The organism is Arthrobacter sp. MYb221 (genome assembly GCF_002979835.1).
Classification (GTDB): domain Bacteria; phylum Actinomycetota; class Actinomycetes; order Actinomycetales; family Micrococcaceae; genus Glutamicibacter.
This window is the reverse complement of record NZ_PCPW01000001.1, coordinates 237317-257430: the sequence shown is the minus strand read 5'-3', so window position 1 is coordinate 257430 and position 20114 is coordinate 237317. Positions and strand designations below refer to the sequence as shown.

Below are 20114 nucleotides of genomic sequence, written 5' to 3'. Positions count from 1 at the left end.
AGAATCGTCCCATGAAGCATCATGGCGAATACAAGGTAGTCGGCGGCAAATTAGTCGTCGTAGATCTCGAAAGCAGCAACGGGGTGATCGCCAATGCTTCGGTGAATGGCGACTTCTTCCTGGAACCGGACGAAGCCCTCGAAGACCTCAATACGGCTCTCGACGGGCTGCCCACCGAAGCCAGCCACGGCACCATCCGCGACGCGGTCAACGCGAATCTGCGCGAAGGCGCGGTGCTGTTCGGCTTCGACGCCGATGCGGTGGCCCGTGCGGTACGCCGGAGCCTGGGCCACGCGACCAAATGGGAGGACCACCAGTGGGAAATCCTCGGCCCGCAGATCATCCCGGTAGCCGAACAGGTGGCACTGGATGAGGTGCTCACCCGGCAAATCGCCGCCGGGGAACGCAAACCCACCATCCGCTTCTGGGATTGGGACGAATCCGCGGTGGTTATCGGTTCCTTCCAGTCCCTAAAGAACGAGGTGGACATGGAACAGGCCAAGCACCACGGCATCAAGGTGGTCCGCCGCATATCCGGCGGCGGCGCGATGTTCATGGAGGCTGGCAACTGCATCACCTATTCGCTGTACGCCCCGGACTCCCTGGTCGATGGGATGAGCTTCGCAGACTCCTACCCGTTTCTCGACGACTGGGTAATGCAGGCCCTGGAATCAGTGGGCATCAAGGCGTACTACAAGCCGCTCAACGACATTGCCACGCCCAGCGGGAAGATCGGCGGCGCGGCGCAAAAACGCCTGGCCAACGGCGCGCTGCTGCACCACGTGACGATGAGCTATGACATCGATGCGCAGAAGATGGTCCAGGTGCTGCGCATCGGCCGCGAAAAGATCTCCGACAAGGGCATCACCTCGGCGGTCAAGCGCGTGGATCCGCTCAAGTCGCAAACCAGCCAGGACCGCTCCCAGCTCATCTCTACGATGATGGACACCTTCGCCAAGCGCACCGGCGCCACCCGGGCGCAGCTCGATGCGCAGACGCGAAAGGCCGCCCAGGACCTGGCCGAATCGAAATTCGACACCGAGGCCTGGACGGCTCGCGTTCCGTAAAGCCGGGGTAATCTAGCGGCTGATCCGGCTGAAGGACTGCGCCTGCAGGCTGCGCTGAAGCTCTGCACGTTCCTCGATGAGGATGCGTTGCAGGGCGGCCGGCGCCGACTGGTTGGCCTCCAGCCAGGCGTTGGCCGCAAGCAGTGTCGGGTTCTGCTCCGGGTCGCCGGTCAGATCCTGGATGCCCGGATAGAGCCCCTCGATCACGCGCGTGGCGAATTCCATGCTCATCGTTTCGAAGACCGGCAGGATGGCCGCCCAGTAGCGCCGCTGGCAGTCGGCCAGGAGGCTGGGAGATCCCATGGCGAAACCTTGGGCGATCGCCGAGAGCGCGTCGTTGGACAGCGAACCGTTGTCGTCGTGGCCCATCAGCACCGTGTCGAAGGCGGCTTCCTTGACCGCGGCATCCGGGCGGGCGGCCAGGGCGGTGCGCACCGAGTTCTGCGCGACGCTGGTCGGGTTGGCCTTCGCCGCCTCATGCATCCGCTCCTGGGCGGCGGAGTCCAACCGGCCGGAGGCCGCGAGGGCAATATAGCTGGCCCAGCGCAGCTGCTCGTCGACGGTGACTCGATAGGGATTCGGTTCCTCGGCGAGGAAGGAATCGATGATCTCCGGCGCCACTCCGGAGCGCGCCAGACGGGCCAGCATGCGCGCGGTGGTGGTTTGCTGGTCGCTGCCGGAGGCGAATTCCGTGAGCCAACCGGTGAGCACCCGAGCCGCCTGCTCGCGCAGCGCCGCGCGAAGTTCCGGGGCGACATACTTGGAGATCGAGGTGGCCAGCTGGTCCAGTAGCACCGAGAACACCCCCGAGTCCTCGATGGTGTGGGCGTGCTCCAAAATCGCCGACACATAGCTTTGCGCATCGAGTTTTCCCTGGCGGACCGCATCCCAGAGCGAGGCCCAGCAGGTGGCGCGCGGCAAGGAATCGCGCAGCGCGCCCAGATGCTCCAGCAGGGTCTGCAGCGAGCGCTGGTCGAATTCGATCAACGCGTAGGTTTCATCCCCGTCGTTGGGCAGCAACAGGTCCGGGGCGCGCTGGCCAACCAGGAAATCCAAGTCGACGCTGGCTCCCAGCAGTTCCACGCGTTGGGAATCGCTGCGCTCCAAGATGCCGGCGCGCAGCGTGTAGGCGGCCACGCTCAGCACGTGGGGGCGGATGATCGGCTCGCCGCTGATCGGGTCGGTCCCGCGCTGCTCCAATTGCGCGGCGGTGATCAGGCCCGATTCGTCCACCGTGTAGTGCGCCGCGAGCTTCGGCACCCCGCTGGTCTTCAGCCAGGCATCGGCCCAACCGCGCATATCGCGCCCGCTGGCCTTTTCCAGGGCCTGCAGGAAGTCTTCCAGCGTGGTGTTGGCGTACGCGTGCTCGCGGAAGTAGGCGCGCGCCGCATCGCGGAACGCCTCCGCGCCGACGAAGGCGGCCAGCTGCTTGAGCACGGACGCGCCCTTGGCGTAGGTGATGCCGTCGAAGTTCTGGTCTGCGGCCAGCAGATCCGGAATATCCGCCACGATCGGGTGGGTGCTAGGCATCTGGTCCGCCACATAGGCCCAGGCCTTGCGGCGGGCCGCGAAGGTGGTCCAGGCGGTGGTGAAGTCGGTGGCCTCGTCATTGGCCAGGGTGCCGATGTAGTCCGCGAAGGACTCCTTGAGCCACAGATCATCCCACCATCTCATGGTGACCAAGTCGCCGAACCACATATGCGCCATCTCGTGCATCAGGGTGTTGGCGCGTTGCTCGTGCTGGGCCTCGGTGGCCTGCGAGGTGAATACATAGCGTTCGGTGAAGGTCACCAGTCCGGGGTTTTCCATGGCGCCGAGGTTGTATTCGGGGACGAAGGCCGAATCGTATTTGCCCCAGGGGTAGGGGAAGTCGAAGAGTTCGTGGAAGTAATCCAGGCCCTGGCTGGTCAGCTTCAGGATCTCTTCGCCGTCGAAGTGCTCGGCCAGCGAGGCCCGGCAGGTGGCCGCCATCTCGATGCTCAGCTCTTCGCCGTCGGCCAATTTCTGCAGGTGCGTTCCGCGCACCACGTGGTAGGGGCCGGCGAGCACCGCGGTGATGTAGCTGGAGATCGGCGCGGTCGGCGCGCAGGAAACGGTTTTGCTGCCGTCGCCGTTGTTGACCTCGTCGAGGATCTGCTGGTTGCTGGCCAGATGCCAGCCTTCCGGGCCGGTGAGCGTGAAGCGGTAGCTGGTCTTCAAATCCGGCTGCTCGAAGCAGGCGAAGACGCGGCGCGCCTCGGAAGGCTCGAACTGCGTGTAGAGGTAGGTCTGACCATCTTGCGGATCTACGAAGCGGTGCAAGCCCTCGCCGGAGCGGGAATAGCTCGAGCGTCCGGCGATCCGCACGGTGTTCGGTGCGTCGGTGCGCAATCCGCGCAGATAGATGCGGGCGTCGAGCACCGCATCGGCCACCGGGATTTCGGACCCGTTGAGCACAATGCTCTGGATCGACTCGTGTATGTAGTCGATGAAGGTTTCGGGGGAGGCCGAGGTGAAGTTCAGCGTCGTCACCGCGGCGAAGGACGTTTCCGCTCCGGCGGTGGCATTGCTCAGGTCAAGCTCGACTTCTGCGAAGTGCCAACTGATGTTGGCGGCACGCCAAGCTGCCTCGTCGCGTCGCAGGTTCTCATTGGGTGCATAGCGTTCTAATGTGTCCACCCTTACAGCTTAGCTGTGAAATAAATGTTTGATAATGCCTCAGGGGATGACACTTATTTCGCCGCGGCGTGCATTCGGGCTAGCAGTTGGCGAATTCCCTGGAAATGCTCGGCCAGCAGCAGGCGGGCCTGCTCGATGTCCTTGGCGCGAACCGCCTCGAGAATCGCGCGGTGGGCCGCCGCGGTCTCCAACAGCGTCGGCTTATCCGGCTCGGCCTGGCCGATCACGTCGTGGATCGAATGGTAGACCTCCCAGAACACGCCAAGCAGATTGCTGAGCAGGGTGTTATTCAGCGGCTCGAAGAGGATTCGATGGAAGTCCCGGTCCGCGTCGGTGAACATGTCGCCATCGACCGCCGATTGCTCCATGCTCACCACGCTGGCCTCCAGCGCAAGCAGGTGTTCTTCGGTCACCGCGCGGATGGCCTGGTCGATCAGCCCGGTCTCCAGGGCCTGGCGCACATCGACCAGCTCTCCGGCCTCGTGGCCGCGGTGGCGCAGCGACATCTGCCCGCGGAAGGAGAGCGAATCGTGCAGCGCGCTGAGCGTATTCTCCGCGACGAACATGCCAAAACCGTGCCGGGTGTCGATGATGCCCAGCGCCTGGAGCACCTTCACCGCTTCGCGCAGCGAATTGCGCCCCACGCCCAGCTCGGCCATCAAATCCTGTTCGGTGGGCAACGGGTCTCCGGGAAGCAGATTCCGTTCCAGGATCAACGCGGTGATATCGGAGGTCAGCGCCCGCAGGCGTGACTTTGCATCGGTGCGGCGTGGCCCGTTAGTTGTCATGAACTTCTCCAATTTTCCAATTCGCGGTTGTGAGCTAGTTGACCACCGCTAGTGATTACCATTACAGTCTAGGCTATAGATCGGACATCCTACGTCCGATGAACTGACTTTATTTCCTTGGAGGTGGCATCGATGGCACTTAACGAAGTGGCAAGTAAGCCCTATGCTCGTCGAGACTTTTTGAAGATTACCGGCATGGTCGGCGCGGCCGCTGCATTCTCCGCCAGCCTCGCCGCTTGCTCATCGGGCAGCAGCGCCGAAGGATCCGGCGGATCCGGGTCAGCTGCCGCCGCAGGCCTGCTCACCGCCGGCATTTCCTATGCCCTGTCCACCGGGTTTGACCCGATGACCTCCTCGGGGGCCACGCCCTACGCGGCGAACATGCACATTTTCGAAGGCCTGGTCGATCTGCACCCGGCCACCCGCGAACCGTATCTGGCGCTGGCCGCCGCCCAGCCGGTCCAGGTCGACGACACCACCTGGGAAGTGGCGCTGCGCAAGGACGCGACCTTCCACGATGACAAGCCGGTCACCGTCGAGGATGTGGTGTACTCCTTCGAACGCGTGCTGGACACCAAGAATGCCTCGCTGTTCGCGCAGTTCATCCCGTTCATCAAGTCGGTCAAGGCCAAGGATGCAAACACCGTTTCCTTCACCCTGAACTACGCCTTCCCGCTGTTCCCCACCCGGATCTCGGTGGTCAAGGTCGTCCCGAAGGCCATCGCCTCCAAGGACCAGCTGGCCTTCGACGCCACCCCGATCGGCTCGGGCCCGTACAAGTTCGTTTCCGCCACCAAGGACGACAAGATCGAATTCGCCAAGCACGCGGGCTACAACGGCAGCCAGGTGGCCACGGCCGAAAAGATGACCTGGTTCCTGCTCTCCGATGCGGCCGCCCGGGTAACCGCCATGGAATCGGGCCGCGTCCAGGCCATCGAAGACGTGCCCTACCTGGATATGGAGCGCCTGAAGGCAAAGGCCAGCGTGGAATCGGTGCAGTCCTTCGGCCTGCTCTTCTTGATGTTCAACTGCGCCGAGAAACCCTTCGACGATGCCAAGGTCCGCCAGGCCCTGCACTACGGGCTGGACACCGAATCCATCATCCAGACCGCGCTGCTGGGCAATGCCAAGGCCGCGACCTCCTATGTGCAGGACACCCACCCGGAGTACCTCAAGGCGGACACCGTCTACAACTACGATCCGGCCAAGGCCGAAGCGTTGCTGAAGGAAGCCGGAGTGGGCAACCTGAGCTTCGAGCTGAAGACCACCGACACCTCCTGGGTGAAGGACATCGCCCCGCTGATCCTCGAATCCTGGAACAAGATCCCGGGCGTCTCGGTGACCATGCAGAACCTGCAGTCCGGTGCCCTGTACGCAGACAATGTGGACTCCGGGAAGTTCACCGTGGTCGCCGCCCCGGGCGACCCATCGGTATTCGGCAACGACCTGGACCTGCTGCTGTCCTGGTTCTACCGCGGAGATGTCTGGCCTAAGTCCCGCTTCCGCTGGAGCGGAACCAAGGAATACAAGGACCTGCAGACGCTGCTCGACCAGGCGGTCAAGGCCGAAGATGCGGCCAAGGCGAAGGAAGCGTGGGGCAAGGCCATCAACCTGATCGCCGCCGAGGTGCCGCTCTACCCGGTGCTGCACCGCCAGCTGCCCACCGCCTGGAACCCCGACGCGGTCGAGGGCTTCGCGCCGCTGCCGACCACCGGGGTGTCCTTCGTCGGCGTATCGCCTAAGGCCTAGCCGCACCGCCTGGCCGGGCACCGCCTTCGCGGGCGGAGCCCGGCCAGAGACGAGCCACATTCACTTCCCAACCCAACGGAGTCCTAGCGTGGGAAATTTCCTCAACCTGCTGCTACGCCGCCTCGCGGCACTGCCCGTGATGATTCTGGGCATCTCGCTGCTGGTCTTCATCATCCTCAAACTCGCCCCCGGCGACGAGGCAACCAGCGCCCTGGGCGAAGGTGCCTCGGCGGCCGCCAAGGAAGCCTACCGGGAAGAACGCGGACTCAACGATCCGATCTTCATCCAGTACTTCGCCTTTCTCGCCCGGCTGATCCGGCTGGACTTCGGCAGCACCACGCCGCCCGCCCAGTCGGTGAGCACCATGATCCAGGGCGCCTTCCCGCTGACCTTGCAGCTGACCTTCCTCGGGGTGGTCATCGCCGTGGTGATCTCGCTGGTCTTCGGTGTGCTCGGCGCGCTCTACCGCGACAAGTGGCCGGACCAGCTGGTGCGCATCTTCTCCATCGCCGCGATCGCCACCCCGTCCTTCTGGCTGGGCATCCTGCTCATCCAGTGGTTCGCCCTGGGCGCGAACCCGCTCTTCCCCTCCGGCGGCGCCGCCCCGGCTGGCGGCGGCTTCGGCTCCTGGCTGAGCCATATGGCCCTGCCCGCGCTGGCCCTGGCCATCCCGGTCTCCGCCTCGCTGACCCGCGTGGTGCGCACCTCCATGGTCGAGGAGCTGGACCGCGACTACGTGCGCACCGCCATCGGCAACGGCGTGCCCCGCAACGAGGTGGTCAGCCGCAACGTGCTGCGCAACGCACTGGTCACCCCGGTGACCGTGCTGGGGCTGCGCATCGGCTACCTGCTCGGCGGCGCGGTGGTCATCGAAATGATCTTCTCGCTGCCCGGCATGGGACAGCTGATCATGAACGGCATCACCAATCAGGACACGAACCTGGTCCAGGGCGTGGTGCTGACCATCGCGATGACCTTCGTGCTGGTGAACATCGCCGTCGACCTGTTGTACCTGCTGATCAACCCACGTATTAGGACGGTGTAGCGATGACCATCATGGCCCCACGCAACAATCTGGTGCAACGCCTCAGCGCGGGCGGCAGCCGCTTCCGCGCGCTGACCCTAGGCTCCAAGATCTCCTTGGCTTTCCTGGTCCTGGTGGGCCTGCTCGCGCTGCTGGCCCCGGTGCTCGCCCCGCACGATCCGCTAGCCACCGGCACCCCGGCCCAAGCCCCGGGGGCCGAACACCTCTTCGGCACCGACCGCCTGGGCCGCGATATCCTCTCCCGGCTGCTGCACGGCGCGCAGGCCTCGCTGCTGGTGGGCCTCGGCTCGGTGGCGCTGGCCCTGGTGCTCGGCGGGCTGCTCGGCGCCCTGGCCGCCACCAGCAGCAAGTGGGCCAACGAGACGATCATGCGCATTATGGACATGCTGATGGCCTTCCCGGGCATCGCCCTGGCCGCCGCGCTGCTGGCCTCGCTGGGCAACTCGCTGCCGGTGATCATCCTGTCGATCGCGATCATCTACACCCCGCAGATCGCCCGCGTGGTCCGCGCCAACGTGCTCGCCCAATGGGGCGAGGACTATGTGCGCGCCGAACGCGTGATCGGCGCCGGACGCTTCTTCATCCTCGGCACCCACGTGCTGCGCAATTGCGCCGCCCCGGTGATGGTCTTCGCCACCGTGATGGTCGCCGACGCGATCATCCTCGAAGCCTCGCTCTCCTTCCTCGGCGCGGGCATCCAGGACCCGGCCCCGAGCTGGGGCAATGTGATCTCCTACGGCCGCACCCTGGTGCTCAACGGCGCCTGGTGGGCCACCACCTTCGCCGGCCTGACCATCCTGCTCACCGTGCTGGCGCTGAATATCCTGGCCGAGGGCATGACCGACGCGCTGGTCAACGTGAAGGGCGCGGGCAAGCCGCGCGCCAAGAGCGCAGAGCGCTCGGCCGTGGCCAAGGCTGCCACCGACGAGCACGCCCACGAACGGCTGCGCCGCGAACTGGACCTGCTGGCGCGCACCGAATCCCAGCGCACCGACCGGCTCGTCTTGGATGAGGCGGATCCGCGCACCATCCTGGAGGTCAAGAACCTCTCGATCCGCTTCCCGGACCGCTACGGGGATACGCAGATCGTGCAGGACGTGTCCTTCAACGTGCGCGAAGGCGAAACCATGGCGCTGGTCGGCGAGTCCGGGTGCGGCAAGTCGATCACCTCGCTGGCGATCATGGGCCTGCTCGGCCCCGGCGCGCAGCTGTCCGGGTCGATCAGCTTCGAAGGCAGGGAACTGCTGCCGGCCACCGCCGACGGCGGCACGCTGGCCGGGGACGACAAGGTCTACAAGGGATTGCGCGGCGAGTCGATCGCGATGGTCTACCAGGACGCGCTCTCCAGCCTGAACCCCTCGATGCTCATCGGGGAGCAGCTGCGCCAGCTCACCCGCCGCGGCGGGCGCAAGAGCCCCGAAGAGCTGCTGGCGCTGGTGAAACTGGATCCGCGGCGCACCATGCGTTCCTACCCGCATGAGCTCTCCGGCGGGCAGCGCCAACGCGTGCTGATCGCCATGGCCCTCTCGCGCCGCCCGAAACTGGTGGTCTGCGACGAGCCGACCACCGCGCTGGACGTCACCGTGCAGAAGCAGGTGGTGGACCTGCTCAACGAGCTGCGCGAGCAGCTCGGCTTTGCGATGGTCTTCGTCAGCCACGACCTGGCGCTGGTGGCCTCGCTGGCCCACCGGGTCACCGTGATGTATGCCGGGCAGGTGATCGAGGCCGGCCCGATCCGCGCGGTGCTGGCCAACCCGCAGCATGAATACACCCGCGGCCTGCTCGGCGCGGTGCTCTCCATCGAATCGCAGGCCGAGCGCCTGCACCAGATTCCGGGCACCGTGCCCAGCCCGTACGACTTCGTGCCCGGGGACCGATTCGCCGAACGCAGCCAGCGTGCCGACGCGGACCCGCACCGGGCCACCAGCTTCGTGCCGGTCGCCGAGAATCCCGAACACCGCTGGGCCAGCCACGAGAATGCAGGAGTTAACCGATGAGCACCGACAACGCACCTGTGATCGAGCTGCGCGGCATCCACGTGCACCACAAGATCCGCGGCGGCAAGCTGTTCTCCCCGCGGTTGATCAAGGCGGTCAACGGGGTGGACTTCTCCGTGGCCCGGGGCGAAACCGTGGGCATCGTCGGCGAATCGGGCTGCGGCAAGTCAACCCTCGCCTCGGTGCTGGTCGGCCTGCAGGAACCCACCGGCGGGCAGGTGCTCTTCGCCGGAAAGCCGGTGGGCAAGCGCAACGCCGCCGGGCGCAAGGCATTCGGCCGGGCCGTCGGGGTGGTCTTCCAGGACCCGGCCACCGCGCTGAACCCGCGCATGAGCATTATGGACACGCTCACCGACCCGTTGCGCGTGCACGGCATCGGCAACGCCGCCTCGCGCACCGCCCGCGCCCTGGAGCTGCTCTCCGTGGTCGGCTTGCCGGCCTCGGCCGCCACCGCCCTGCCCAGCCAGGTCTCCGGCGGGCAGCGCCAGCGCGTGGCCATCGCCCGGGCGCTGGCCCTGGAGCCGGAGGTGATCGTCGCGGACGAGCCCACCAGCGCGCTGGACGTCTCGGTGCGCGCCCAGGTGCTCAACCTGCTCACCGACCTGAAGGCGCAGCTGAACCTGGGCATGGTGTTCATCTCCCACGATATCCAGACCGTGCGCTACGTTTCGGACCGCATCTGCGTGATGAACTCCGGCGAGCTGGTCGAGGAAGGCACCGCCGCACAGGTTTTCGACGCGCCGACCAACGAATACACCCGCACCCTGCTGGGCGCAGCTCCCTCGCTGCTCCAGCTCTAGGCACCCACAATTTCAGGGCCCGAAGAATTGGGCCCCAAGCAGAAGGATCAGTTACGTGGCATTTGTTAATAACCCGAAGTACAGCGGCGTCATCCCACCGGTAGTCACCCCGCGCTCGGCCGACGGCCAGCTCGACATCCCATCCCTGCAGCGCGTGGTCGAGCACCTGATCGCCGGGGGAGTCTCCGGGCTGTTCGTGCTCGGTTCCTCGGGCGAGGTGCCCTACCTGTCCAACGCCGAACGCGAGCAGGTGATGCGCGCCATCGTGGCCGCCAACTCCGGACGCGTGCCGATCCTGGCCGGCGCCAGCGAGCAGACCACCGTGCGCACCATCGAGGAAGGGGCGCGGTTGCTGGCCCTCGGCGCCGACGCGCTGGTGGTCACCACCCCCTTCTACGCGTTGAGCAATGCCGCGGAGATCGAGGCGCACTTCCGCGGGATCAAGGCCGCGCTGAACGTGGACATCTTCGCCTACGACGTGCCGGTGCGCACCCATCACAAGCTGCCGCTGGAGGTGGCAATCCGCCTGGCCAACGACGGGGTAATCGTGGGCGTGAAGGATTCCTCGGGAGATGACGTGTCCTTCCGCCAGCTGCTGCTGGCCACCCGCGAGATCGAAGGCTTCTCGGTCTTCACCGGCCACGAGGTCGTCGTGGACGGCGCGCTGCTCGGCGGCGCCCACGGCGTCGTGCCGGGACTGGGCAACGTGGACCCGGCCGGCTACCGCCGCCTGTTCGAGTTGGCAGTGGCCGGCGACTGGGCCGGAGCCGCCGCCGAGCAGGACCGCCTCGCGGCCCTGTTCAACATCGTCTACACCCCGGATTCGGCCCGTGTTTCCGGCGGAGCCGCAGGCTTGGGCGCCTTCAAGACCGCGCTGGTCGAGCTCGGCGTGATCGCGGCGAACACCATGAGCGTGCCGATGGAAGCGCTGAACGCGCAGGAGGCCACCGCCATCCGCACCATCCTGAATGAAACCGGACTGCTCACCGCGGCGGCCAGCTAAGCATGAGCGAACTCCGCTTCGGCGCCGGCGCGGTGCTCGCCCTGGATGTGGGCGGCACCAAAATCGCCGGCGCCGTGCTGGATTCCCGCCGGCAGATCATCGCCACCGGCCAGGTGCCTACCCCCGCGAGCGCTGGAGCGCCGGCGGTGCTCGACGCGATGGCCGGGCTCGTGGCGCAGCTGCGCGGGAAGGCGAGCGAGGAAATTCTGGGCCTCGGCCTGGGCGCGGCCGGAGTCATCGACCCGGCGAACGCGCAGGTCGCCTCCGCCACCGATACCATCGCGGGGTGGGCTGGAACGGATTTGCGCACCGAGCTGCTGGCCCGCACCGGGCTGCCGGTCCGCGCGGTCAACGACGTGCACGCCCACGGGCTTGGCGAGGCCCGCGCTGGCGCCGGACGCGCGGCGAAGCAGGTCTTGCTGTTCGCGGTCGGCACCGGCATCGGCGGAGCGCACCTGGTCAACGGTCAATTGCTCTCCGGCGCGCACCATGTCGCAGGGCATATGGGGCACGTCGACTCGCCGCTGGCGGCCGGGCTGCCCTGCTCCTGCGGCCGCACCGGACATGTCGAAGCCATCGCCTCGGGTCCGGCAATCCACCGCCACTACCTCCGCCTCGGCGGAGATGAAGGCGTCTTGGACACCCGCGAGCTGACGGCTCGCGCGGGACAAGGCGATGAGCTCGCCCGCCGTGCGCTGCAGACCGGGGCCCTGGCCGCCGGCATGGCGCTGGCCTCGCTGGGCAACGTGCTGGATCCGGAGCTGATCATCGTCTCCGGCGGGATGGCTGGCGCCGGAGACCTTTGGTGGCAGGCGCTGCGTGCCGGCTATGCCGCCTCGGCCATCGACCCGCTGGCGCACACCGCAATTGTGCCCGCCCAACTGGGCAACGACGCAGCATTTTACGGGGCGGCCAGCTTATTCTGGCCGGCCAACGAGAGGAAGTAGCGACATGCTGCTCAGCAAGTCACAGCAAGAAGCCCTGCGCGGAGGTTTGATCGTCTCGGCGCAGGCCTATCCGGGCGAACCCATGCGCAACCCGCAGACCATGGCGCAGGTCGCCGCGTCCGCGGTGATCGGTGGGGCGGCCGCCGTCCGCGTGCAGGGAATCGCGGATATCCAATTCACCCGTGCGGCGGTCGAGGTGCCGGTAATCGGCTTATTCAAGGATGGCCATGAGGGCGTGTTCATCACCCCGACGATCCACCATGCCGTGGCCGTGGCCCAGGCCGGTGCGCACATCGTGGCGCTGGACGGCACACGCCGCGAACGCCCCGATGGCAAGTCCCTGAAACAAACCATCACCGCGGTGCACGAACAAACCGGTGCACTGGTGATGGCCGACTGCGGGTCGCTCGACGACGCGTTGGAGGCCGCCGCGGCCGGCGCCGATCTGATCGGCACCACACTGGCCGGGTACACCGGCGAACGCGCCAAAACCGAGGGCCCGGACTTGGAGCTCCTCGCCTCGATTGCCTCCGCGGGGCTCGACCGGCCGCTGGTCGCCGAGGGACGCATCCACACCCCGGCGCAAGCCCGTGCCGCGCTGGATGCCGGAGCATTCTGCGTCGTGGTCGGTACCGCGATCACCCACCCGGCGAGCATCACCGGATGGTTCGACGCGGCGCTGCGCGCATAACAGGACAGCCTTCCGGCCAAGGACCTTTCGGAGCCAGAGAACTAGCCTATCGCCGCGGCGAAGCGCGCGTAATCCTTGGACCGGAGGGCACGCTCACATCCGCGTGCCGCCTCGGAGACCGAGGCGCAACTTCGACGATAGATATTGAGGCATTCCACTCCTATGGAGGTACCCAACCCTTGGCGGCGGATCCAGCGTAAATTACTGCGCCATGAGGGAGTTGGCGGCAATTATGGCCGGAAGGTCGTTGCCCAGCCGCTCTAGGATGTAGCGCTCGTGCGGAACAACTTTGCCAGGCAGCTCGCAAAGGTCGAACCAAGTAAGCGCCGAGGCTTTATGCGGCTCCATAATCTGCGGCACACCCGTCCACGTGGTGCATTCGAAGAAGAAATCGATTCGACCACCGGCGGTTTCGTTGCTGGACTGCGGCCGGTGGACGGTGGTGAACGGCTTGAGCTGCATGGCATCCAGCTCGATCCCGAGTTCCTCACGCGTCTCACGAACCGCAGCTTGGATGGCCGACTCACCCGCTTCGACATGACCTGCGGCAGCGGTTGACCAGTAGCCGTCTAGATAGCCCGTGCCCTGCCTGCGCTGCAGAAGAACTCGATGCCTATCGCGAACGATTACGTAGCTTACTGGTGTGAGCGCATTCCTATAATTAATGTGAAATCACTGCCTCTGCGTGTTTAGTTCGTTGGCCACGGGGCTAACTAGCCGAAGGGGAGACGCTGGCAAACTTCGAGCAATTAAGTGTCCGCGTGGAGAATTTGGTTCACTCACCAATCGCGAGATTACCTGCCGCTTCATGGCTACGCCGTAACCGCTGAGCGTACTAGTGATTCAAATAATTAAACAGCTAGTTTGCCAGCCTCGTGAAGAGCCCGAGTGCAAATACCACCGTGAAGAACAGTGCGATCCAGAATGCGATGATGGCCCAGTTGCTAAAAAACTTGTCCTCCTTGGAATGAGTTCGCTTCCGGCCTTGGCGTTCCCCGAGGTAAGTCCCAATAAATACCAGCGTCAAAAATAATGAAATAAGTGTTGGCGCTAGCATGGTCTTTCTCATTCCGGTAGGCTAAAAGGTGTTGCTGCTGATCTTAGCAGGACGATCACTCGATGCCGATGGGAGGTGAAAATGACTAAAAGCCTAGTGGATACCGACAAATCTCATATCGCATGCCCTGCTGGAACTCGATTTTTATTCATTCTCGCCCCTAGTTTGTCTATCGCTTTGACGCTGCTGGCCTATTGGCTGGCCAGCCCGTGGATTCCGGACCATGTGGCAATTCATGTCGGACCGGACGGGGTTGGCTACGGATCAGCATTGCGCATGTTCGTGACCTGTTGCATCATCGCGACGGTGGCATTCATCGTTGGAGGTGTCACCGCGAGGGGATTCTTCGTGTCTGGACACTGGTATCAGATTGAAAAATCGATCGTCGTGTGCACGGAATCATTCGCCTATGCAGTGCTTGGTGTTGGGCTTGGGTCAGTTATGAGCACCATTGGACAAGAACCCAATGGTTCCAACGCCCAGAGTGCGGGTATCGGACTATTGTCGTTTGTGCTCGTTTTTATCGTCTTTGCCACCGTATACGTCCTAGCGCTTCCAAAAGGGCGCCTTGAAGAGCTCGACACCGCATAACTCACAACAGTTCTCGCGCACGCTCGTGAATGCGCTGAGGCGCGTTGCTTAGCGGCCTGTGGCTGTGCTTCAGTCAGGACAACTTCAGTCAAGTTGCTTACTCTCGTTGATGCTTGGGCAGGTGGATGACCGGTGGGGCAATATCTCGGACTATTCCGGTCGCTGGGGGTGCCAGGGATCGGTAGGTCCGTCCGTCTCCGGTGTCCATCACGATGGAGTGCGGCAGGCACGGATCGACTTTTTCATACCATCCCGGCAGTTCCTTCGCCTTGTCGCACCGGATTGGGTGTCTCATAAATTGTGTGTTTTCGGGCTATTTTCGGAGTAATGGCCCTGTTGCGTCATGTCAATACCTCCGGGAACTCTGATACGTTGCGTCAGGTGAAAACGTCCGGGAAACAGGTTTCTCATCGTGAGGCCTTTCTCGCCTGCCGGGCCGAGGACCCGGACTTAGATATCGACAATCGCTCCAGGCTGCCGGTCAACCCAAAGATCTGCTGCGACAACGCCATGACCCGTATCTTCTTGAACTGCCCGTTCATCCGAATCACCGGCATCTTCTTCACTTCCGGATGCGCTACCGCACGCTGGTGAGCAGTCGCCGGCCGGTCATGCACCTTGATGACCTTGGCCCCTTTGCGAGTCTTGTGCAGCAGCTTCTGCTGCGGCAGAAGATAGTTCGTGAACACCCGGTCCAGCTCCCAAATCTGATTCAGCAATACCAGCTCTTCGGGACTGTCGTAGCGCTGGTAACCCGCGAGCTCACGAACCCGAGGCCAGTTCTTCTGTTCCACGTGCGCCCCGTCGTTCTTGTTCCCTGACCGGGAGCGGGAGCGGGTGAAGCAGCATTCGCCTTGGCTGTTGCCGCCTTCATGGCCCACCAAATCGATCTCGACAAATCCGGGTACCGCGTCATCCCATTCGGCCCACGTGCGAATGGGAATTTGGGACTTGAGGAGCGAGCCAGGCTTGGTATGGGACCTGCCATGAAGGATCATCTTCCGGCGTTCGTTAGCCAGTCGCCGGTCGATGGTTGACGCGCTCATCTTGATCAGCAGAGCGGCTTGATCGTCAGTGACGTCCAGGGCTTTCTCGGCGCGCAGCATCGGCACCAGAGGCGGCATGGAAGCCGTCAGCAGTTTCGACGCTGGGCCACGCAGGACGGCCCAGCACAGGATCAGGCCGGGTTGCAGGTCGGCCGGGTAGGTCGGTTTCCTGCCTGCTCTGATGATCCGTGATTTGGCGGGTTTCAGTGCTTCTCGCAGGGCGCAGCGGGCGTAGTCGCGGTGCCAGCCCGTGATTTCGACCAGTTCATCCAGGATCCGTGTTTTCCCGGCTTTAGCGCCGAGCCGGTAGCTGTTCGCGAGTTGTTTGGTGACTTGTTTGAGTGCGCTCATTGTCAGTCCCATGCTGCTGAGCAGATACCCGCAGAGTCCGAGAAGCAAGAGGTACTTTGACGGAGGTTTATTACGAGTCAACGCGCCCACTAGAAAATCTAGGTAGAAATCTATATAGTTTTCATATGACTACTTTGAGTATCACCGAAGCATCACGCGCGGGACTTTCTGCGCTTGTCGCCGCCGCCGAAGAAGGCCGGGATACCCCTTTGTCGCGCCATGGCAAGGTTGTGGCCGAAGTCGTTTCCGCCAAGGAAATCGCTCAGCTGCGCCATGACCGTGACACCCTCCGCGATGCTGCGCTGGTGATGGCACGCTTTGCCACCGATAGCGGCGTACGCACGACTCTTGACCAAGCGATGGAATTCTTTGATTTGAACCGCGCAGAGCTTGAGGCGGAAAATGCCGAAGAAGCCCAGTCTGATAATTCGTGAATCAGCCTCAAGACCGCCTGTGCATCGTCCGGCTAACTGATGACGCAGTATCTGATTTGTACCGTCTTCACAACAAGGATCCGCAGATCGTGCGATCCGTGTTCAAGAAGATGCTGCTGCTCGAAAAATCTCCTGAGGCTGGCGAGCCTTTGCTCGGTGCGCTAGTCGGTTTTCGCAAGTTGGTCGTTGGCGATCGCGACTGGAGAATCGTATGGCGCATTACCGAAGACGCATCCGGCCGCCTAATTCTTGATATTTCTGAGGTCTGGGCTGTTGGCGCCCGTTCGGATGGCGAAGTTTACGATGAGCTCACCTCACGGGTCGCACGCATGGGCGATGACCCGAAGATCCAATCGCTCAAAGACGTCATTGTCCAGATGGGACGGCTCTACGAATCCGTTGAAGCCACACCTGAACCCGCACGGGGATCTGTCCTGCCCGAGTGGATGGAAGCTGCGCTCATAGAACAACTTCATCTGTCCGCACAAGAGATTTCAGGACTGAGCGAACAGCAAGCCCAGCAAAGACTCATGCAGCATTGGTCCCGTAACGCTGAGAGCTAACCCATCCGCCGGCACCGCCGAGCTCAACGGCAACCGCTTGGTTCCGTATGGCAGCTCAGCCAAGAAGAAGAGGGGCAACTTTCCGCTGGAGCGTAGGGGGTAATTAAAGCCTTCCGATCTTCGAGACAGGGGAGCGTGCAGGCGCCAAGCCTATGGCGCAGGAAGGGATGCCGCGGAATTTGATGCCGGCGCTGAAGAAGCGTTTGCTCTCGGCAAAAGATCGCATCCGGATTTGCTGAAGCAAGCATCGCCGAGTTGGAGCGGATTGCCATCAAGGCATTAAATGCCGGATTCGATTCATCCTGGAGCGAGCGTTATGACTTTGGGAGCTACGAGCGGATCCCTTGCCGCGTTACTTTCGGCACTCGTCTTGAAGTCCTTCCAGTGCTCGACATGGGATCCGTAGATTATTGTAAGACTCCTATTTCACTTGGTAATGTTCATTCTAATGAATGGGCTTTAGGGTCTGGTAGGCGAAAGGGCGCCGTGGCGGAACAGAAGAAGACGTACAGCAGAAATTGGGCTATCGGAAGCATCGTCGGGTTGCTGGTCTTGGCGCTGAGTGCTTGCGGGTGGATGTACAGCGTGCAAAGCCGATTACCTGCAAAGCTTGCGGTTCATTGGAACGGCAGGGGGGAGGTTGACGAGTTTGCCACGCTCGCCAACGTGGCCATATCGACCGTGCTGCTGACGGTGTTTGTTGGCGTTGCCATATGCTGGTCGGCGATTTTGCTGCGTGCGCATTCGCTCATGCTTGCACGCATCGGACTGGGCTTCGGCGTAGCCTTGAGTTCCATGGTTGCCGGCCTGTTCCTCGCCCTCGTAGCCGGCCAAATCGATCGCGTGACCGCAGAACATGCTGCGTTTTCCAGTTCGGTGATTGCCGGAGCCATTGTCGTTTCCGTCCTGGCAGGATTTGCAACCGCTATGGCCTACCGTCCCGAGGAGATCGTGCGCGAGCAAAGCGTGGAAGCTGTTCGGGCCGATGAACTAGCCAATGATCCGGATTCCTCGGCATCAAGAACCCAGGAGGAGCGCGCTGCGCACCGCGCAGTCCACGAAATCCCGTTGCGGGTGACGCCGCTGCGCTATCTGCTGGTGGCGTTTGCGCTGCTGGCGGTGCTTGTCGGCTGGTATATGGATCAGTTTTACATCGTCTTTTCCTCGATTGTCGCGGGAGCCATCTGCTGGATCTTTTTCGCCGGGACCTTTGTGGTTGATTCGGCGGGAACCCGGTTCGTGGCCTCCGGCTTTTGGAAGGTTATGAAGCTGGACTATGCCGGCATCAAAGGCGTTCATATCAAAGACATCAAGGCGTTGGACTACGGAGGCTGGGGATACCGGTCGGATATTTCGGATAGGGGGTTCATCACCGGCGATGGTCCCGCGGTGCTGATCGATATGGGCTACCACCAGCAGCACGTCATCTCCATGCCCGACGTCAAATCTGCAATCGAAACCGCCGCGCTGATCAATGCCTACCGGGCGCTGGAAGCGGCGAAGAGCAGCAACTAGGCGGGCCCTGGACTATTTCAAAAGCTCTTGCAGAGCGTCACGCTGCTCGCGTTGCGCAGAATTGCTGCTGGAATGTCTCGATTTTCCGCGGGCAGGCCGGTGGTAGCCAGGGGCTCCGTTCTAGCCCCGCAGCTGGAAAGCCTTGCGGTATTCCGCCGGGGCCACTCCCTTGATCGCCCGGAATCTCTGGCGGAAGGAGACGGGTGTCGCATAGCCGACCGCCCGTGCGATCTCGGCAATGGAGTTGGTGCTGTCCTCAAGCAATTGGCTGGCCTCATCGACGCGCCACCGCATCACCCATTGCTGCGGTGTGGTTCCCGTTTCCGCAGCGAAGCGTCGTAGAAAGGTCCGTTCGGACATGCAGGCGCGCCTGGCATAGTCAGCGGCGGTTCGGGATTGGCTTGGATCTTCTTGCAGCAGGCTGCGCACGGCGTGAAGTGCCTGCCCATCGGCATCCTTGAGGGCTACCGGAGTGCGGACGAATTGTGCCTGCCCTCCGGCGCGGTGCGGTGCCATCACCATGGAACGAGAAACCGTTGTGGCGATCTTTCCGCCGCACAACTGGCGGATCAAGTGGATGCTCAAATCGATGCCCGCGGCGACGCCGGCCGATGTCCAGACGCGACTGCCGCCGACGAAGAGCGCCGAGGGGTCCACCTCGACTTGCGGAAATCGTTGGGCGAATTCATCGGCCAAGGCCCAGTGCGTGGTTGCGCTCTGTCCATCCAACAGGCCGGTCTCCGCCAAGACGAAGGCGCCCGAGCAGAGCGAAGCGACGGTTGCCCCGCGTTGGTGCGCTTCGCTGATGGTTCGCAGATATTTGGCATCTGGAATGCTGCGGGCGTTGCCTAACCCGGGGATCAGCAACACGTCCGCGTGTGCTGCCCACTCGAGGGATCCATTCGCGGCGCAGGTAGCCCCGTCGGTCAGCTCTACGAGCCCCGATTCAGCGGAGCATCGACGAAGCTCCAGATCCAAGGGCGGCGACGAGATTCGTTCGGTTGCCCAGGTCTCGGAGACGATGGCGACGTCAAAAAGTCTAGATCCTGGCATGAGCAAAAGGGCTACGGTGAGCATCACCCAATTATATGGCGGTAAATCATCGAACAGTGTCAAAACTGCCGCTCACGGTATGCGCCTTTCCGGCGGCAAAGTAGTAGCCATGAATGAAATCAACATCGACCAATCCGCGCCTTCGGCACATCCTGCACTGGTAATGATCGACGTGCAACAAACTTTCGACTGTGCCGAGCACTGGGGGAGGCGAAACAACCCCGAGGCCGAAATGAATATGCAAAGGCTGCTCGCCTGCTGGCAAGAGCGCGGTTTGCCGATCGTCATCGTCACCCACACTTCCAAGCTCATCGATTCAACGTTCCACCCGCAGCACGAGACGTCGAAGCTGAAGCCGTTCCTGGCACATGTCGTTCCGAGCGTCAGGATCACTAAAACCGTGAATTCTTCGTTCTACGGCACCCCGGACCTGGCAAGTTGGCTCGCCGGGCGGAACATCAGCCACATCGTCCTGTGCGGCATACAAACCAATATGTGCGTGGAGACCACGGCGCGGATGGCCGGAAACCTGGGCTTCAACACGCAGGTGGCCATCGATGCCTGCCATACCTTCGATCTCGCAGGTGACGATGGCTTGAAGATTAGCGCCGAACAGCTCACGCAGGTGAGCGCCACCAACCTATCGGGCGGCGGGTTCGCCTCGGTCGAGTCGACCGCGTCGATCATCGGGCGGCTATGACTTCTGCTCAGCAGAAAACCTGAGCAGCTGTGGTGCCCGGCCCCGGGCGGGCGTAGCAT

20 protein-coding genes are annotated in these 20114 nt (G+C 63.2%); 13 read left to right on the top strand and 7 right to left on the bottom strand.

The window, feature by feature from the left end:
- Positions 1 to 11 precede the first annotated feature (11 nt).
- Complete coding sequence (locus CQ015_RS01255) at positions 12 to 1067, top strand: biotin/lipoate A/B protein ligase family protein (protein ID WP_105552076.1); 1056 nt, start codon at positions 12 to 14, stop codon at positions 1065 to 1067.
- Between the two features lie 12 nt (positions 1068 to 1079).
- On the opposite strand, the gene pepN is transcribed toward CQ015_RS01255, so the two are convergent.
- Both pepN and CQ015_RS01245 read right to left on the bottom strand, forming a co-directional pair.
- The gene (gene pepN, locus CQ015_RS01250; RefSeq protein ID WP_105649155.1) at positions 1080 to 3725 is read right to left on the bottom strand and encodes an aminopeptidase N; all 2646 of its coding nucleotides are present in this window, start codon (positions 3723 to 3725) and stop codon (positions 1080 to 1082) included.
- A 53-nt stretch (positions 3726 to 3778) separates the two neighbouring features.
- Entirely contained in the window at positions 3779 to 4513 is a 735-nt protein-coding gene (locus tag CQ015_RS01245; RefSeq protein ID WP_105552078.1) for a FadR/GntR family transcriptional regulator, read from the bottom strand.
- Positions 4514 to 4645: 132 nt separating this feature from the next.
- On the opposite strand from CQ015_RS01245, the gene CQ015_RS01240 reads away from it, so the two are divergent.
- The 7 genes from CQ015_RS01240 to CQ015_RS01210 all read left to right on the top strand — a co-directional run bounded on the left by CQ015_RS01240 (position 4646) and on the right by CQ015_RS01210 (position 12745).
- On the top strand, positions 4646 to 6262 hold the full coding sequence (locus CQ015_RS01240) for an ABC transporter substrate-binding protein (protein ID WP_105649154.1): 1617 nt from the start codon (positions 4646 to 4648) through the stop codon (positions 6260 to 6262).
- A gap of 88 nt (positions 6263 to 6350) precedes the next feature.
- Positions 6351 to 7307: an ABC transporter permease gene (locus tag CQ015_RS01235; protein WP_176484106.1), complete on the top strand. Its 957-nt coding sequence runs from the start codon at positions 6351 to 6353 to the stop codon at positions 7305 to 7307.
- 2 nt (positions 7308 to 7309) lie between these two features.
- Complete coding sequence (locus tag CQ015_RS01230) at positions 7310 to 9304, top strand: dipeptide/oligopeptide/nickel ABC transporter permease/ATP-binding protein (RefSeq protein ID WP_374955672.1); 1995 nt, start codon at positions 7310 to 7312, stop codon at positions 9302 to 9304.
- Positions 9301 to 10104: an ABC transporter ATP-binding protein gene (locus CQ015_RS01225; protein ID WP_105649153.1), complete on the top strand. Its 804-nt coding sequence runs from the start codon at positions 9301 to 9303 to the stop codon at positions 10102 to 10104. Before CQ015_RS01230 ends, CQ015_RS01225 begins: the two co-directional genes overlap by 4 nt.
- 55 nt (positions 10105 to 10159) lie before the next feature.
- Complete coding sequence (locus CQ015_RS01220; protein ID WP_105552081.1) at positions 10160 to 11107, top strand: dihydrodipicolinate synthase family protein; 948 nt, start codon at positions 10160 to 10162, stop codon at positions 11105 to 11107.
- 2 nt (positions 11108 to 11109) lie between these two features.
- Positions 11110 to 12054, top strand: coding sequence for an ROK family protein (locus CQ015_RS01215; protein ID WP_105649152.1), 945 nt, complete (start codon positions 11110 to 11112; stop codon positions 12052 to 12054).
- 4 nt (positions 12055 to 12058) lie between these two features.
- Positions 12059 to 12745: an N-acetylmannosamine-6-phosphate 2-epimerase gene (locus CQ015_RS01210; protein WP_105569086.1), complete on the top strand. Its 687-nt coding sequence runs from the start codon at positions 12059 to 12061 to the stop codon at positions 12743 to 12745.
- Between the two features lie 201 nt (positions 12746 to 12946).
- On the opposite strand, the gene CQ015_RS01205 is transcribed toward CQ015_RS01210, so the two are convergent.
- Together CQ015_RS01205 and CQ015_RS01200 are read right to left on the bottom strand one after the other, a co-directional pair.
- Positions 12947 to 13372: an NUDIX domain-containing protein gene (locus tag CQ015_RS01205; protein ID WP_258137924.1), complete on the bottom strand. Its 426-nt coding sequence runs from the start codon at positions 13370 to 13372 to the stop codon at positions 12947 to 12949.
- Positions 13373 to 13604: 232 nt separating this feature from the next.
- A complete protein-coding gene (locus tag CQ015_RS01200; protein WP_146113991.1) occupies positions 13605 to 13814 on the bottom strand; it encodes a hypothetical protein in 210 nt (69 codons plus the stop codon).
- 69 nt (positions 13815 to 13883) lie between these two features.
- Here CQ015_RS01200 and CQ015_RS01195 point away from each other — a divergent pair, with 69 nt between their 5' ends.
- Positions 13884 to 14393, top strand: coding sequence for a hypothetical protein (locus CQ015_RS01195; protein WP_146113990.1), 510 nt, complete (start codon positions 13884 to 13886; stop codon positions 14391 to 14393).
- Positions 14394 to 14490: 97 nt separating this feature from the next.
- Here CQ015_RS01195 and CQ015_RS18645 read toward each other — a convergent pair whose 3' ends face one another.
- Positions 14491 to 14688, bottom strand: a complete 198-nt coding sequence (locus CQ015_RS18645) for a hypothetical protein (RefSeq protein WP_146113989.1) — start codon at positions 14686 to 14688, stop codon at positions 14491 to 14493.
- 112 nt (positions 14689 to 14800) lie between these two features.
- Complete coding sequence (locus CQ015_RS01190; protein ID WP_105649148.1) at positions 14801 to 15790, bottom strand: integrase; 990 nt, start codon at positions 15788 to 15790, stop codon at positions 14801 to 14803.
- Positions 15791 to 15915: 125 nt separating this feature from the next.
- On the opposite strand from CQ015_RS01190, the gene CQ015_RS01185 reads away from it, so the two are divergent.
- The 3 genes from CQ015_RS01185 (at position 15916) to CQ015_RS01175 (ending at position 18302) form a co-directional block, all read left to right on the top strand.
- Positions 15916 to 16224 (top strand): type II toxin-antitoxin system Phd/YefM family antitoxin, encoded by a 309-nt coding sequence (locus tag CQ015_RS01185; protein WP_105552087.1) that lies wholly within the window; start codon positions 15916 to 15918, stop codon positions 16222 to 16224.
- The gene (locus tag CQ015_RS01180; RefSeq protein ID WP_219843892.1) at positions 16221 to 16787 is read left to right on the top strand and encodes a type II toxin-antitoxin system RelE/ParE family toxin; all 567 of its coding nucleotides are present in this window, start codon (positions 16221 to 16223) and stop codon (positions 16785 to 16787) included. Before CQ015_RS01185 ends, CQ015_RS01180 begins: the two co-directional genes overlap by 4 nt.
- 255 nt (positions 16788 to 17042) lie before the next feature.
- A complete protein-coding gene (locus CQ015_RS01175; RefSeq protein ID WP_146113988.1) occupies positions 17043 to 18302 on the top strand; it encodes a DUF1648 domain-containing protein in 1260 nt (419 codons plus the stop codon).
- Between the two features lie 120 nt (positions 18303 to 18422).
- On the opposite strand, the gene CQ015_RS01170 is transcribed toward CQ015_RS01175, so the two are convergent.
- Complete coding sequence (locus CQ015_RS01170) at positions 18423 to 19379, bottom strand: GlxA family transcriptional regulator (protein ID WP_105649146.1); 957 nt, start codon at positions 19377 to 19379, stop codon at positions 18423 to 18425.
- Between CQ015_RS01170 and CQ015_RS01165 the strand changes: the two genes are divergently transcribed.
- Positions 19372 to 20055: an isochorismatase family protein gene (locus CQ015_RS01165; RefSeq protein ID WP_258137902.1), complete on the top strand. Its 684-nt coding sequence runs from the start codon at positions 19372 to 19374 to the stop codon at positions 20053 to 20055. The genes CQ015_RS01170 and CQ015_RS01165 overlap by 8 nt on opposite strands.
- The last annotated feature ends 59 nt before the right edge of the window (positions 20056 to 20114 follow it).